Consider the following 14792-nt stretch of genomic DNA (forward strand, 5'->3'; position numbering starts at 1 on the left):
CCGAACAGTCTGCCCCACGTGCCGACGCGCCCGTTGACGCGCGTCAAATGCGGCCGGGACGCCCGCTACACCGCCCGGCTATCTCATTTTTAGCTGACCCTATTACAAAAAACGCGTAAAACGCGCACAATTTCATCTTGAAAATAGACGTCGCACGCGGCCGGTGCGAGTTTTTCCCGGTTTTTCCCGGTTTTGCCGCGCTGCCCGCGTGCCACGGGCGGCCCCGACACCAGAATGGCCATCGAATGACCACCGCCAGTGGAACCCCGTCGCGTGACGCCCGAGGGCCCGCGCGTTTCCAGATCATGTTACGCCAGCCGCTCGCGGCTGGCGTCGTTACGCTGTTCGCCGGCGCGGCGCTGTCGCTCGGCGTCGCGCTGCTCGTGCGCGAGCAGTGGCAAGGCGCCGTCCATACGCGCTTCGAACGCCGCACGACGCACGTGACGGCGATGCTGCGCCACGAGCTGCAAGGCAGCGTCGCCGTGCTCGAAAGCGCGCGCGGCGCATTCGCGCTTGCGCCGCAGATCACCGCCGAGCAATGGCGCCGGTATGCCGACACGCTCGATCTCGACAGCGGGCGTTCGCCGATCCGGCAGCTTGGCTATGCGCCGCTGTCGACCGCGACGCGCGGCGCCCTCGCCGGCCACGCGCCGATGCCGGCAGGCCCGCTCGCGGTGGCCACGCTCGTTGCGCCGGCATCGAGCTCGGCCGGCGTGCGCTTCAGCGCGCCGGACCAGGCTCCGCTGGCGCACGCGCTACGGACCGGCGATATCGCACTCGGCATCCATCCGGCCGACAACGATACGTCCCGCGATGCGCGCACCCTCACGCTGTTCGTCCCCGCGACGGCTTCGTCGCGCACGGCCGTCGCCCATGACGCCGGCGCCGACGGCGTGCTGTTCGCGGAAGTGAGCCCGAATCGCCTGGTCGAGCGCGCGCTCGACGCGGAACGCGGGCTCGACCTGCGAATGAGCGCGGGCGACGATCCGCACCCGATCGCGAGCGCCGAGACGACGACCGACGAAGCCTCCGCGTCGCCCGACCTGATGCGGCGCACCGACCAGCTGAATTTCGGCGGAACCGTGCTGAAGCTCGCCTATTCCGCGGACGGCCGCCCGAGCGCGACCGGCGCGCAGCGCGCGGCCGGCACGGTGCTCGCCGCGGGGCTGATCGCGTCGTTCGCGTTCGCGGCGCTCGTCCATGCGCTGCTGCGCGGCCGCGCCGGCCACGCCGATACGGGCGCCAGCAGCCGCGGCATCCTGAACGAGGCGCGGATGATGGGCATCATCCGTTCGTCGATGGAAGCGATCATCACGATCGACGAGAAGCAGACGGTGGTGATCTTCAACCCGATGGCCGAACAGGTCTTCGGCGTGTCGGCGATGGAAGCGATCGGCGCGCCGCTGTCGCGCTTCATCCCCGAGCGGTTTCGTGCCGCGCATGCGAAGCACGTCGACCAGTTCGGCGTGACGGGCGTGTCCGAGCGGCAGATGGGCCGCCAGCGTGTGCTGTTCGGGCTGCGCGGCAACGGCGAGGAGTTCCCGCTCGAGGCGTCGATCTCGCAGATCCGCGATGCGTCGGGCAAGCTCTATACGGTGATGCTGCGCGACATCACCGAGCGGCAGCGCGCCGAGAATGCGCTGAAGCAGTCGCGCCAGGAACTGCGCGAACTCTCGGCGAACCTGCAGAACGTGCGCGAAGAGGAAAAAACCCGCATCGCGCGCGAACTGCACGACGACCTCGGCCAGCAACTCACCGCGCTGAAGATGGACCTGTCGGTCATCGAGCAGCAACTGCGCACGCCGGGCCATGCGCAACCCGAAGTCGGCGTGCTGTCGCACCTGCAGGGCATGCGCCGGCTGATCGACGCGACCGTCGCGTCGGTGCGGCGCATCGCGGCCGACCTGCGCCCGGTGATGCTCGACGATCTCGGCCTCGTGCCGGCGATCGAGTGGCTCGCGAACGACTTCACGAACCGCTACGGCATCGACGTCGAGCGCCACATCGAGACGGGCGGCCTCACGTTCACCAGCGCGGGGGCGACCACGCTGTTCCGGATCGTCCAGGAAGCGCTGACGAACGTCGCGCGCCATGCGGACGCGACGCGCGTCGCGCTGCGCCTCGACATCGAGGAAGGCTTCTGCGTGCTGCGCGTCGCGGACAACGGCCGCGGCGCGGCACCGGTCGGCACCGCACATGAGGACAAATCTTTCGGCCTGATCGGCATTCGCGAACGCGCACACATGCTGGGCGGCAGCGTGACGATCGACACCGCGCTCGCGCGCGGCTTCTCGATCACCGTCGCATTCCCGCTCGGTTCCGTACAACAGGAAACCACCCTCACATGATCAAGGTGCTCATCGCCGACGACCATACGCTCGTGCGCGACGGTCTGCGGCACATCCTCCAGAACGCCACCGGATTCGAAGTAGCCGGCGAAGCATGCGACGGAGCGTCGACGATCGCGCTCATCCGGTCGATGCCTGCGCAGGTGCTGGTGCTCGACCTGTCGATGCCGGGCCGCAACGGCGTCGAACTGATCAAGCAGATCAAGGACGAGAAGCCCGCGCTGCGCGTGCTCGTGCTGACCATGCATGCGGAACAGCAATACGCGGTGCGTGCGTTCCGCGCCGGTGCGTCGGGTTATCTGACCAAGGAAAGCGCGAGCGCCGAACTGGTCGGCGCGGTGACCAAGGTGGCGTCGGGCGGCGTCTACGTGAGCCTCGCGATGGCCGAACAGTTCGCGCAGAGCCTGAACGAGCCGGCCGAGACGCTGCCGCACCAGCGGCTGTCCGATCGCGAGTTCGACGTGTTCCGCCGCATCGCCGCCGGGCAGACGCTGACCGAGATCGCGCAGGCGCTGTGCGTCAGCGCGAAGACGGTCAGCACCTACAAGACCCGGATCCTGGAAAAGATGCAGATGCCGCACGAAGCGGCGCTGGTCCGCTACGCGCTGCGGCACAAGCTGCTCGACGAAACGGACGACGTCTAGGCGAACGGGCCGGCGAACCATGCCGGCCGCGCGACGCGGGCTGCGAGCTGGCCGGACGTCGCGCAGCCGTTACTTCGCCGGCACCGGGCACGCGAGATCGCCTTCCTCGCAGGACAGATAGCTCTTCAGCGTCTCGGTGCGGGTCCTGGTCAGATCGTCGAGGCAGGTCGACACGACCATCGGATAGGCGCTGCCGCCTTCGGCATTCGCGCTGGAGAAGTTGCATTCGGCATCGCGGTAGGCGATCCACGCGCGCTGCGCGTTCACGAGTTTCTCTGCGAGCGGCTTCGCATCGCGCAGGCGCGCGGTGACGGCCTGGTAGGTGCGGTTCAGCTCCGCGTCGGATTTCTTGTACGCGCGATCGGCACATGCCGTCATCGCCGCCTGATCCGTCGCGTCCGCGCAATTTGCCTGTGCGTGGGCAAGGTTCGCCGTCAGCGCCAGCGCGCACAGCAGACCGGTCAAGACACGCATGGATGCTCCTGTTTGTTTTCGTTGAAGTCGTGGAACGTGATGCCGGGCCTGTCGCCGCGCCTCGGCGCGCGGCGTCGCAGGCCGGCCGGCGCTGCCCCATTCGCTGCGGCTACGGTAGCGTGGCGATGCCGACCGGGATGCTAGCGCACGCGCGGCGGATTGTCAGCCGGCGCCACGCTTGGCCGCGCACGCAAAAAAGCCCGCACTCGACATGAGTGCAGGCTTTTCGATACGGCTTTGCCGGCGGCCCGGAGGCCGCGCGGTGAACGGCTTGCTCAGTGACCGAAGTACACCGACGAACGATCGGCTGCGGCCGGCACGGTCACGCGCTGGCCCGACTCCGACGTCGCCGCCGGGTTCGCGCCGTAGCCCGTTGCATCAGCCTGCGCACCGGTGTTCTGGGCTGCCGCGATCTTCGCCTGTGCGGCCTGGATGTTTTCCGGATAGTTGATCCAGTCGTTCGGGTTGTAGCCGGCCTTTTCCAGCTGGGCCAGTTCGGCACGCACTTGCGCGCGCGTCAGCGGCTGCTGGTTCGATTGAGCGAACGAGACGACCGGTGCGGCCACCAGAGCGGCCAGTGCAACTGCCTTGATCAGCGATTTCATGATGCGTTACCTCCAGATTTGTCTTGTCAGGCGCTTCGGACCGGGTAGTCGTTGCGCATGGGTGAAAGTCTAGGCGGCACGGCTATCAGGGTAAATACTTAAATCGCAAATTCACTGTTGACCGAAACCGTACAATTGCCGAGCATTCGATCGAATCATCAGATGATTATGGCCGCATCCGCAGCCAATAGGCTCTGCGCGCGCTCGCCCGGCTCGCGCGGTGCGGATCGATTCACCGGGCCGTGGACGACCGCCCAGAGGTTGCCACGTTTGCCCTGCTTCCCCGTTCGACACATCAGCGGACCTGCTCCGCCTCCACCGCCCCCGACGACAGGTCGAACAGCAGCGCCTTGAGGCGCATCCGGTCGGCGGCAGCGACTTCGTCGAACGCCGCGTGGTGAAGCGTCCAGCCCGACCCGGCCGGATCGGCATGCACCGCACGCACCGTCCCGTCGAGCGTCAGCAGCGCGACCACGGTCCTCGTCCGCATACGGCAACTGCACGCGCAACGGCTCGCCGGCCGCCGCGAGCGGCCGGTCCGAGCGCGATCGACAAGTCCGTTCAGGCTGAGATCGCGCACGATCCCGATGCCGTCGGCCTGCGCGGCCCCGCCGTGCAGCGGGCCGCGATCCGTACCGGCACGCGCGGCTCCGCGCGCGTGCGCAACCGGTCGACAAAGCCCGGCGGCGACAGCACCATGAACGGCGCGGCGCCCGCTGCCTGCACCGCTTCGACGGTCGCACCGAAGCGCGACACGGCCGACCGGCCGATCGCGACCGCCTCGACGTCGTCGCCGCGGGCGAACTCGAGCACGACCGCCGGCTGCGGCTCGACGAACAGCGCGCCCGATGCGCCGACCCCGATCAACCGGCAGCGCTGCAGCACGCGGGTCGCGCCGACCCGCCGCCGTATGCCGATCGCGGCGCCGGCCGACAGCCCCATGCGCGTGGCGGCCGGCACGGTGTCGTGCGCCGGCGCGGCAGGCTCGGCGTCATCGCGCCGGCGCACCGGCCGGAAGTGATCGAACAGGAAGTCATGCTGCGCGGGATCGCGCAGCGTCGTGCCGGCGGGCAGCAGCGCGGCGCCGCCGGCATCGTAGAGATCGAAGCCGAGCGGGACGCCGGCGGAGATGTCGTCGCGCGCGAGCGCGACGTGATCGGTGATGAGCCGCATCGGAAAGGCGCGGAGCGACCGCGCGAGCTGTCGTGACAACGTTATTACGGCAGCCTCGCGCGAAATCTGAACGGCTCGTTACTCCGAACCGCTGGTCGCGTCGGGTGAAGCCGGTGTCGGCGCCGGCGTAGCGGAAGGCGCGACGGCCGGGGCGGAGCCGAGGCCGCCCCCGGCGTTGCCCGGGCTCGTCGCATTGCCGCCCGCCGCCGGCGGCTGCGCGACCGGCGGTTGCGACGCCGACAACGCAGCGGCCGATGCCGCCACCTCGGACGCGGGCACCCATTCCTCGACGATGCCGCCGGATGCCGCCTCGGGCGCCGACGCACTGGATGCGGCCGACGCCGCGGCTGCGTCCGCCTCCGGCTCGCGCTCGATACGCTGCGTCCTGACGGGCGCCGCCGCCTGCTTCGGCTCGGGCCCGAACCAGCCGTCGACCAGATCCGTCACCCGTTCGCGCACCGACGCGAACCAGCCGGGCGACGGTTCGGTGTCGAATTTCAGCTTCGTGTCGACGATCCGGGCGCGTTGCGCGCGCTGGAAGAAGTCGCCGACGATCGGCAGCGCGCTGTGCGCGCCTTGCCCCCAGTAGTCGCTGCGCAGCGTCACGCGGCCGTCGTCGAAACCGACCCACGCGCCGGCCACCAGCCCGGGCTGCATCAGGATGAACCAGCCGTCCGCGTTGTCCTGCGTGGTGCCGGTCTTGCCGGCCACGTCGCCGCGAATGCCGAAGCGCGTACGGATGCTGCTACCGGTGCCGCGGGTCACGACGCCGCGCATCACGTCGAGCAGCGTCTTGTCGGTTTCGGCGTCGAGCGCGCGCTCGGGCGGCGCCGGCGCGTATTCGGCGAGCACCTCGCCCCGGCGGTTCTCGATGCGCGTCACCATTTGCGGCTCGACGTACAGACCGCCGTTCGCGATCGTCGCGTACGACGCGACCATCTCCTTCAGCGTCACGGGGCTCGTGCCGAGCGCAAGCGACGGCACGCGCTCGAGCGGGCTTTCGCGCACGCCCATGTCGCGCGCGAACCGCGCCACGGCCGCCGGACCGACCTTCTCCATCACCTGCGCGGTGATCCGGTTGCGCGACAGCGCGACCGCGTCGCGCAGCGTCATCGGCTTGCCCGTCGGCGGCGCGTCGTCGCTCGGCCGCCAGATCTCGCCGCCCTTCAGCGGAATCTCGACCGCCTGGTCGATGAAGGTGTCGTCCGGCTTCATCCCGTTCGCGAACGCGACGCCATAGACGAACGGCTTGAAGGTCGAGCCCGGCTGACGCCGCGCCTGCGCGACGTGATCGAACGGCTCGTTCGTGAAGTCGCGGCTGCCGACCCACGCGCGAATCTGCCCGTCGCGCGGATCGATCGCGACGAAGCCGGCCTGCACGTCGGTCTTCGCCTTGCACAGCGCGCGCATGAAGCCGCGGTCGGCGGCGAGCTGCTTCATCGCGGCCGCATCGTTCTTGCCGGCGTCCTGCGCGGCCTTGTATTCGAGCGACTCGCGCATGAAGGTGCGAAACACCTCGTTGTCGGTGCCGCAGCCGTCGCGGCCGCTCCACGCATTGTTCGCGATGCCCTGCAGCTGGTTCGCCTGCAGCGTCAGCGCCTGGGTCGCCATCTGCTGCAGACGCGAATCGATCGTGGTGCGCACGATCAGCCCGTCCGAATAGATGTTGTAGTCGTTGCGGTCGGCCCAGCCGATCAGCCATTTACGCAGTTGCTGCGCGAAGTGCGGCGCGGGCCCCGGCGGCTCCTTCTGGCGCTCGAAGTCGATGCGCAGCGGCCGACGCTGCAACTGCGCGAACTGCGCCGGCGACAGCTTGCCGTACTTCACCATCTGGCCGAGCACCGTGTTGCGCCGCTGCAGCGCGCGCTCGGGATTCAGCACCGGGTTGTAGTAGCTGTTGCCCTTCAGCATCCCGACGAGCGTCGCGCTGTCGAGCACGTCGAGCTCGTCGGCCGACTTGTCGAAATAGGTGCGCGCGGCCATCTCGACGCCGTACGCGTTGTACAGGAACGGCACCGTGTTCAGGTAGGTCTCGAGGATCTGGTCCTTGCTGTAGACGGCCTCGATCTTCAGCGCGGTGATCGCCTCCTTCACCTTGCGCGTGAGCGTCGGCGCGCGGCCGATCTCGTCCGGATACAGGTTGCGCGCGAGCTGTTGCGTGATCGTCGAGCCGCCCTGGCGGCTGCCCGAGAACGTATGGAGCGCGGCCGACGCCGTGCGCTTCCAGTCGAGACCGTGATGCTCGTAGAAACGATGGTCCTCGGTGGCGATCAGCGCGTCGACCATGTGCGGCGAGATCTGCTTGAGCGACACCCATTCGCGGTTCGACGGCTTGAATTCCGCCAGCACCTTGCCGTCGGCGGACAGCACCTGCGCCGGCTGGTCGACGCGCGCCTTGCGGATGTCGCCGATGCCCGGCGTGAACGGAATCAGCACCAGCACGTACAGCAGGAACAGCGCGGGCACGGCGGCAGCCGCGCGCAGCACGCCGCGGCGCGTCGGATGACGGAGATCGTGCCAGGCGCTGGCCAGGACACGCTTGACGAGCACGGCGGCAGCGGCCGCGACGGGTTGGGCGCGCGCGACCCATTTGGCACTGAGGTCACGCACTGACGACACGTTTCGGCGATTCACGCGGGTGGGGGATCTGCTGGAAAGGCTGCATCGTACCAAAACTCGCGCCGCCCACCGGCCGGCGGCCGTCCCGGGCCTGCGCGAACGGCGTCCGGGCGTGCGTTTTTACAACAAAAAAAGGCGCGCGCCCCGCAACGGGGCCGCGCGCCAAGCCTGGTACAACGGTGCCGTGCGCCTCTGCTCAGCGCACGAGAAAACCGTAGGTCAGTGGATCGCGCTCGTCGACGATCCAGTTCGCGAATCCGCAGATGTGCGCGCTGCCCTCCACTTCCGGGATCACGGCCGGGATGTCGCCGACCGTCGTCTCGCGCAGCGCGCGCCCCTTGAACACGGTGCCGACGATCGACTCGTTGACGAGCGTGTCGCCGGCCGCGAGCCGGCCGCGCAGGTACAACTGCGCGACGCGGCCGCCGGTGCCGGAGCCGGTCGGCGAGCGGTCGACCTCGCGATCCGCGAACACGCAGCAATTTGCCTGCGTCGAGCCCGGATGGCGCGGCGCGTTCGCGATGATCGTGCCGTAGATATGGTTGATCTCCGGAATCTCCGGATGCACGACCGGATATTTCGCGTTCGCGGCGGCCTTCACTTCGGCGCCGAAGCGGATCAGCTTCTCCACGGCCGCCTCGCGCACCGGCAGGTCGAACGGCGCGCCGTCGACGTAGAAATAGAACGCGCCGCCATACGCGATGTCGCCGGTCACGGTGCCGAACGACGGCGTGTCGACCGACACGTCGCGCTGCCAGATGAACGACGGCACGTTGACGAAGCGCACCGGCCCCGCGTGCTCGCCGTCCCATTTCACGAACGCCTCGATGAAGCCGCATGGCGCGTCGATGCCGACGCGCGTCTCGGGCACCGTGCGCTGCACCCAGCCGAGCTCGACCGCGGCGGTCGACAGCGCGATCACGCCGTGCCCGCAATGGTCGCTGTAGCCTTCGTTGTGCACGAAGATCACGCCGAAATCCGCGTTCGGCGACACCGGCTCGGTCAGGTAGCCGCCGTACATGTCGGCGTGGCCGCGCGGCTCGAACATCAGCGCGCGGCGGATCTCGTCCGCGTTCTCCTTGAGCCATGCGCGGCGCTGGACGATCGTGTCGCCGGGCAGGCGCGGCAACCCGCTCGTGACGATGCGGAACGCTTCTCCGCCGGTATGGACTTCGACGGTGGAAAGGGATCGGGAAATTTTCATGAAGATCGAAAGCGTGAAGACGAACGACGGCGCACCGGCGCCGTCGTTCCGGTAGCGGTTTTACTTCGCGTACGGTACGGGCAGCCCGTTGCGGATCACGTAGACGCTGGTCGGCGCGCCCTTCAGGTCGCCGCGTTCGTCGAACGAATAGGTGCCCGCGACGCCCGCATAGTTCGACTTCGCGAGTTGCGCGATCAGCTTCGCCTTGTCGGTGGTCGTGCCGGCCTTGACCATCGCGTCGGCGAGCAGCTTCATGCCGTCGTAGTAGTTGACGCCGTAGACCTGCGTATCCGTGTGATAGGTGTCGTGGTACTTCTTCAGGAATTCGCGGCCGGCCGGCGTCTTCTCGAGCGCGACGCCGCCCTGCGCGCAATAGACGATCGACGCGGCCTCGCCCGCGACCTTGCCCATGTCGGCCGAGCAGATGCCGTCGCCGCCGAGCAGCTTCGCGCGCAAGCCGCGCTGCTTCATCTGCTTCGCCATCGGCGCGCCCTGCGCCGCATAGCCGCCGAGGAAGATCACGTCGGGATTGCTGGCCTTGATCTTGGTGAGAATGCCGAGGAAATCGGTGGCCGACGAGTTCGTGTACTCCTGGTCGACGATCTTGATCCCGTTCGCCTTCGCGACGTTCATGAACTGCTCGGCGACGCCCTGCCCGTACGCGGTGCGATCGTCGATGACCGCGGCGGTTTTCGCGTTCAGCGTCTTCGCGGCGAAGGTCGCCATCGTGCCGCCGAGCTGTTCGTCGCTCGCGCCGATCCGGAAGATGTTCTTGAAGCCCTGCCGCGTGAGTGCCGGGTTCGATGCGACCGGCAGCATCGGGACGCCTGCGTTGCTGTACACACGCGATGCCGGGATGGCGACGCCCGAGTTGTACGGCCCGAGCACCGCGACCACGCCCTTGTCGACCAGGTTCTGCGCGACCTGCACGCCCGCTTTCGGGTCGGCCTGGTCGTCGTCCGACACCAGCTTGAACGTGACCGTCTTGCCGGCCACCTTCACGCCCGCCTTGTTGAGCTCGTCGACGGCGAGGCGCGCGCCGTTTTCATTGTCCTTGCCGTTCGCGGCCTGCGGGCCGGTGAGCGGCGCGGAATGGCCGATCATCACGACTTCCTGCGCGTGCGCGGCGCTCAGCGCGCCGGCGGCAACGGCCACCGAGAGCGCGGTAACGAAGTGTCGCATGGTGTCTCCTGATTGGTTTTGTGTGAAACCAATGTAGGACACATGTGGTCACCATGCAAGCAATTTCAAAAAGTTTTTTGCGATTCTGGTCATTTTTTAGACCAGAGCGAGGTGGCGCGCATTACTTCGGCGTGATGTCGCGACGCACGCGAAGAATGTGCTGCTCGACATAGAACGCGGCCGCATCGGCGTCACCGGACACGATCGCCTCGTAGATCAGCCGGTGCTCGGACACGTACAGCCGGATCCGGCCCGCGTCGTAGATGCCGTCGTCCTTCAGCCGCTTCCATAGCGGCTGGTCCATCGTCTTCGCGACTTCGTCCGCGATCTTCACGATCAGCGCGTCGCCGGTCATCAGCGCGAGCTGCCGGTGGAACAGCCGGTCGCTCTCGTTCCACAGCGCGCGCTGCTGCGGATCGTCGATGTCGGAGACGGTCTCCATCTGTGCGAGATAGCCTTCGGCGACGGGATCGGCGCGACCGTGCGCGGCCGCGAGGCGCGCGATCGCGGGCTCGAGGATGAGCCGCACGTCGAGCGTCGACGTCGGGCTGAAGTCGGCATCGGGCGCGCCTTGCGGGTCGCCGCGCTGCGCGAGTACGTCGAGCGGCGCCGGCACGACGTAGGTGCCCGAATTGCGCTTCGTGAACACCAGCCCTTCGTTCTGCAACGCGCCCAGCGCCTCGCGCACGGCCGGCCGGCCAACCTGGAACAGCGCCGCGAGCTCGCGCTCCGACGGCAGCCTCGAATCGGCCGCGTAGCGCCCCGCGCGAATCTCGTCGCGAATCCTTTCGGCGACCTGTTCGTAGATCTGCAGCGGCCGGAAACCGGCTTCGAGCGATTCGGGACGTGCGGACATCATCTGGGGCTCCTGCCCGGTCGGGTGGGGATCGGGAATGCGTCGCACTATACCGGAGCGGTACCGGCGCCGGTGCGCGCGACGCCCATCTGGACGGATATTAGAACCAAAATCGGCCGTCCGCTGGCTTTTCCGGCTTGCCGGGTGGCCGGAAACTGGTATAAATTTGATCCAGACCGCCTGCCACCGCGACAGCCGGCCGCCTCCGTGGCGAGCGCGCGATGCGCCCGTCTCCCACGCCCACCGCCCCAACCGACCGACACGATGACCGCCCTCTCCCGGATTCCCTCTTTCGACGCCGCCGAAACGGCCGCACTGCTCGACTACCCCGCGCTGCTCGCGACGCTCAGGCACACCGTCGCCGAATACGCGGCGGGCGAGATCGTCAGTCCCGAACGCCTGGTCGTGCCGCTGCAGGCCGGCGGCGTGATGCTGTCGATGCCGTCGAGCGCGCGCGACCTCGCGAGCCACAAGCTCGTGAACGTGTGCCCCGGAAACGGCGCGCGCGGGCTGCCGACGATCCTCGGGCAGGTGAGCGCATACGATGCGACGACCGGCGAGCTGCGCTTCGTGCTCGACGGCCCGACGGTCACCGGGCGCCGCACGGCGGCCGTTACCGCGCTGGGCATCCAGGCGCTGCACGGCGCCGCGCCGCGTGACATCCTGCTGATCGGCACCGGCAAGCAGGCAGCCAATCACGCGGAAGCGCTCGCGGCGATCTTTCCGGACGCGCGCCTGCACGTGCGCGGCTCGCGCGCCGACAGCGCGGCCGCGTTCTGCGCCGCGCACCGCGCGCAGGCGCCGCAGCTCGCGCCGCTCGACGGCGATGCGATTCCCGATGCGATCGATGTCGTCGTCACGCTGACGACGAGCCGCACGCCCGTCTATCGCGAAGCGGCACGCGAAGGCCGCCTCGTGGTCGGGGTCGGCGCGTTCACCGCGGATGCCGCCGAAATCGACGCCGATACCGTGCGCCACAGCCGGCTCGTCGTCGACGATCCGGCCGGCGCGCGCCACGAGGCCGGCGACCTGATCGTCGCGCAGGTCGACTGGCAGCAGGTCGCGTCGCTCGCCGACGTGCTGCGCGGCGCCTTCGCGCGCAGCGGCCCGCTGCTGTTCAAGACCGTCGGCTGCGCCGCATGGGATCTGGCCGCGTGCCGCACGGCACGCGACGCGCTGGCCGCGCGCCGGCACGGCTGATTCGACGGCGGCGGCGGCGACCGGCAACCTTGCACCACGCACGCCAGCCAGCGCGGCTCGGGCGTCGCCGCCGCCTTCCCGTACGCGTTGTAGGAATCGCCCTACAACACGTCGAAGCGGCCTACACAAACTTCCAGTTCGGCCGATTTCATTTTTGGCGGCGCAACACGATACTGCCGGCATGAATGCCAGCCTGTCACCCGCCGTCGCGCTCAGGGTGTTTCTCGTCGATCACGCCATCGCCGTCCGGCAACGGATCGCGCTTCTCGTCGGCGCGATCCGCGGCGTCGCGGTCGTCGGCGAAGCGGAAGACGGCCAGGACGCGTGGATGCACATCCGCAGCAGCCACGCGGACGTCGTGATCGTCGACCTGCGGCTCGCGGACGGCAGCGGTCTCGACCTGATCGGGATGCTGTCGAAGGCCACGCCGCGCGTCATCACGATCGTGCTGACGAACCACTCGGCGGCGGCATTCAGAGAGGCATGCGCGGCGGCCGGCGCCGATTATTTCTTCGACAAGACCGCCGAATTCGACGCCGCATGCCGCGTCATCGAATCCCTGGTGCACGCTCGCGCGCACCACCCCTGATCGAGCCGGAGTGACTCATGTCTACCGCCACTGCCTGCGCCACCGCCCCGCCCGTCGCGCCTCGGCCAACGACTCCGCTTCGTGCGGTCGCGCGCACCGACGCCGTCAAAACCCCGGCCGCGCGCTGCTCGGGCTGCGCGATGCGCTCGATGTGCCTGCCGCCCGACCTGACTGCGGACGAGTACGGCCGCCTCGACGCGATCATCTGCTCGACCCGGCAGGTTCGCCAGGGCGACGCGCTGTTCCGCATCGACGACCCGTTCCACAGCATCTATGCAGTCCGTGCGGGCTCGTTCAAGACGGTGATGATGCATCGCGACGGCCGCGAGCACGTGACCGGCTTCCAGATCGCCGGTGAAACGCTCGGCATGGACGGCATCGGCAGCGGCCAGCACTGCTGCGACGCGATCGCGCTCGAGGACAGCGTCGTGTGCATCATCCCGTTCGGCGCGCTCGAGGCGGCGTGCCGCGAGATGAAGCCGATGCAGCATTTCCTCTACCAGATGCTGAGCAGCGAGATCGTCCGTGAATCGAGCCAGATGCTGCTGCTCGGCACGATGTCGGCCGAGCAGCGCGTCGCGCAGTTCCTGCTGAACCTGTCGGCGCGCTTCGAGGCGCGCGGCTATTCGGCATCGGAATTCAACCTGCGGATGACGCGCGAGGAAATCGGCTGCTATCTCGGCATGAAGCTCGAGACCGTCAGCCGGATGTTCTCGCGGTTCCATCGGGATTCGCTCGTCGAAACGCGCGGCAAGCGCGTGCGGATCCTCGACGCGCAGGCGCTCGCGCAGGTCTGACGCCCGACGCGCGGCCGGCGTCATTGCGCGGCCGCGCCCGTCGTGGCCGCATGCCGCGCGACCGCTTCGGGTTCGCCGGCCTGCCAGGCGGACAGCGCCTGTTCGGCTTGCGCGAACACGCGCCGGATCGTCTCGTTCACGTCGTCGCCGCTGCTGCCCGGCAGCACCGCCGGCGCGCGATCATGCATGAGCAGTTCGAGGTGCACGTCGTAGGTCCGGCCGCCGTCGCCGGTCGTGCGCGACTCGATCGCCAGCAGGCAATCGTCGAGCCGCGCGCGGAATCGTTCGAGCCGCACCAGCTGCGCCCCCGCTTCGCCTTCGAGCGCGGCGGAACCCGCGAATCCGACGCAGACGATCTGCATGCCCACGCCCATGTCGTTCCTCCTGACGCGGTCGCCGCTCGTCGACCGGATTGCCTGCCCCATGTTTCCCTGCCCTGCCCGCCGCGGAATCCGCCCGCACGCATGTCGCGCGGCGCGACGACCGATGCGGCGATCACTGCCGTGGCAGCATTGCCTCCGCGCCGTCGGCGCGAGGCGGTTCACATGCTGAACGTCTGCGACGCCTTCATTTCGATCCACGTCATCCCGGCCCGCAACCCTTCGATCGCGGCCTCGTGCTCCGTGGGATACGCATGACTGTGCTCGAACGTGTGGTGAAAGCGCGCCGGCCCGCTGCCGTGCTCGACCGACACACGGCAGCGGAACTCGCCGGATTCGCACTGTCGCGTCTCGATCTCGACCGACCAGTCGCGTTCATGAATCGTGCCTTGCAGTGTCATGCGTCCTCCTGCGGAATCAGCCGTCCATCCGGAAGTGACCACTGTGCAGCAACACCGGCCGGCCGCCGATTTCGTCGAGCATTTGTCGTGCCTTCGCCTCGATTGCCGACCGGTGCGCATCGAACGCATCCAGCAAATCCCGTTCCAGCAGCGACGGCGCACCGAAATGGTCTTCCAGTGCTTCGGCCGTGATCGCGCACTGCACGCAGCGGCCGTCGACCAGCGCCGAAAACGCGACGACCAGATCGCGCGCGCAATATTCGGGCGGTTCGGGTGGAAAGGCAATCTGCATCTGTCCGCCTGTCATCGTCGGGGCAATT

14 protein-coding genes and 1 pseudogene are annotated in these 14792 nt (G+C 68.5%); 5 read left to right on the forward strand and 10 right to left on the reverse strand.

Annotated elements, in window-relative coordinates:
* Positions 1–305: 305 nt before the first annotated feature.
* On the forward strand, positions 306–2348 hold the full coding sequence (locus tag PL79_RS32710; protein ID WP_044843083.1) for a PAS domain S-box protein: 2043 nt from the start codon (positions 306–308) through the stop codon (positions 2346–2348).
* Positions 2345–2992, forward strand: a complete 648-nt coding sequence (locus PL79_RS32715; protein ID WP_044843082.1) for a response regulator — start codon at positions 2345–2347, stop codon at positions 2990–2992. The genes PL79_RS32710 and PL79_RS32715 overlap by 4 nt, the downstream gene beginning before the upstream one ends.
* 69 nt (positions 2993–3061) lie before the next feature.
* Here the strand turns inward: PL79_RS32715 and PL79_RS32720 are convergent, their stop codons facing one another.
* The 7 genes and pseudogenes from PL79_RS32720 to PL79_RS32750 form a co-directional block, all read right to left on the reverse strand.
* Entirely contained in the window at positions 3062–3466 is a 405-nt protein-coding gene (locus PL79_RS32720) for a lysozyme inhibitor LprI family protein (RefSeq protein ID WP_044843081.1), read from the reverse strand.
* Positions 3467–3741: 275 nt separating this feature from the next.
* Positions 3742–4071, reverse strand: coding sequence for a DUF4148 domain-containing protein (locus PL79_RS32725; RefSeq protein ID WP_044843080.1), 330 nt, complete (start codon positions 4069–4071; stop codon positions 3742–3744).
* A gap of 295 nt (positions 4072–4366) precedes the next feature.
* Positions 4367–5244: pseudogene (locus tag PL79_RS32730) on the reverse strand (PilZ domain-containing protein).
* A 78-nt stretch (positions 5245–5322) separates the two neighbouring features.
* A complete protein-coding gene (locus PL79_RS32735) occupies positions 5323–7863 on the reverse strand; it encodes a penicillin-binding protein 1A (protein ID WP_193759901.1) in 2541 nt (846 codons plus the stop codon).
* Between the two features lie 196 nt (positions 7864–8059).
* Positions 8060–9067, reverse strand: a complete 1008-nt coding sequence (lhpH, locus tag PL79_RS32740) for a trans-3-hydroxy-L-proline dehydratase (protein ID WP_044843077.1) — start codon at positions 9065–9067, stop codon at positions 8060–8062.
* A gap of 60 nt (positions 9068–9127) precedes the next feature.
* Positions 9128–10249, reverse strand: a complete 1122-nt coding sequence (locus PL79_RS32745) for a branched-chain amino acid ABC transporter substrate-binding protein (RefSeq protein ID WP_044843076.1) — start codon at positions 10247–10249, stop codon at positions 9128–9130.
* Between the two features lie 121 nt (positions 10250–10370).
* A complete protein-coding gene (locus tag PL79_RS32750; protein WP_044843075.1) occupies positions 10371–11108 on the reverse strand; it encodes a FadR/GntR family transcriptional regulator in 738 nt (245 codons plus the stop codon).
* Positions 11109–11369: 261 nt separating this feature from the next.
* On the opposite strand from PL79_RS32750, the gene lhpI reads away from it, so the two are divergent.
* From lhpI to PL79_RS32765, 3 genes are all read left to right on the forward strand, one after another.
* The gene (gene lhpI, locus PL79_RS32755; protein WP_044843074.1) at positions 11370–12305 is read left to right on the forward strand and encodes a bifunctional Delta(1)-pyrroline-2-carboxylate/Delta(1)-piperideine-2-carboxylate reductase; all 936 of its coding nucleotides are present in this window, start codon (positions 11370–11372) and stop codon (positions 12303–12305) included.
* 181 nt (positions 12306–12486) lie between these two features.
* Positions 12487–12894 (forward strand): response regulator transcription factor, encoded by a 408-nt coding sequence (locus tag PL79_RS32760; protein WP_044843073.1) that lies wholly within the window; start codon positions 12487–12489, stop codon positions 12892–12894.
* Positions 12895–12911: 17 nt separating this feature from the next.
* Positions 12912–13691, forward strand: a complete 780-nt coding sequence (locus PL79_RS32765) for a helix-turn-helix domain-containing protein (protein WP_044843072.1) — start codon at positions 12912–12914, stop codon at positions 13689–13691.
* 20 nt (positions 13692–13711) lie between these two features.
* Here PL79_RS32765 and PL79_RS32770 read toward each other — a convergent pair whose 3' ends face one another.
* The 3 genes from PL79_RS32770 to PL79_RS32780 all read right to left on the reverse strand — a co-directional run bounded on the left by PL79_RS32770 (position 13712) and on the right by PL79_RS32780 (position 14779).
* Positions 13712–14065, reverse strand: a complete 354-nt coding sequence (locus PL79_RS32770; RefSeq protein WP_044843071.1) for a hypothetical protein — start codon at positions 14063–14065, stop codon at positions 13712–13714.
* A gap of 167 nt (positions 14066–14232) precedes the next feature.
* The gene (locus PL79_RS32775) at positions 14233–14472 is read right to left on the reverse strand and encodes a hypothetical protein (protein WP_044843070.1); all 240 of its coding nucleotides are present in this window, start codon (positions 14470–14472) and stop codon (positions 14233–14235) included.
* 16 nt (positions 14473–14488) lie between these two features.
* Positions 14489–14779, reverse strand: a complete 291-nt coding sequence (locus PL79_RS32780; protein WP_044843069.1) for a DUF1488 domain-containing protein — start codon at positions 14777–14779, stop codon at positions 14489–14491.
* Positions 14780–14792: the final 13 nt, after the last annotated feature.

The sequence above is a fragment of the Burkholderia sp. USMB20 genome, assembly GCF_000949135.2.
Taxonomy (GTDB): Bacteria; Pseudomonadota; Gammaproteobacteria; order Burkholderiales; family Burkholderiaceae; genus Burkholderia.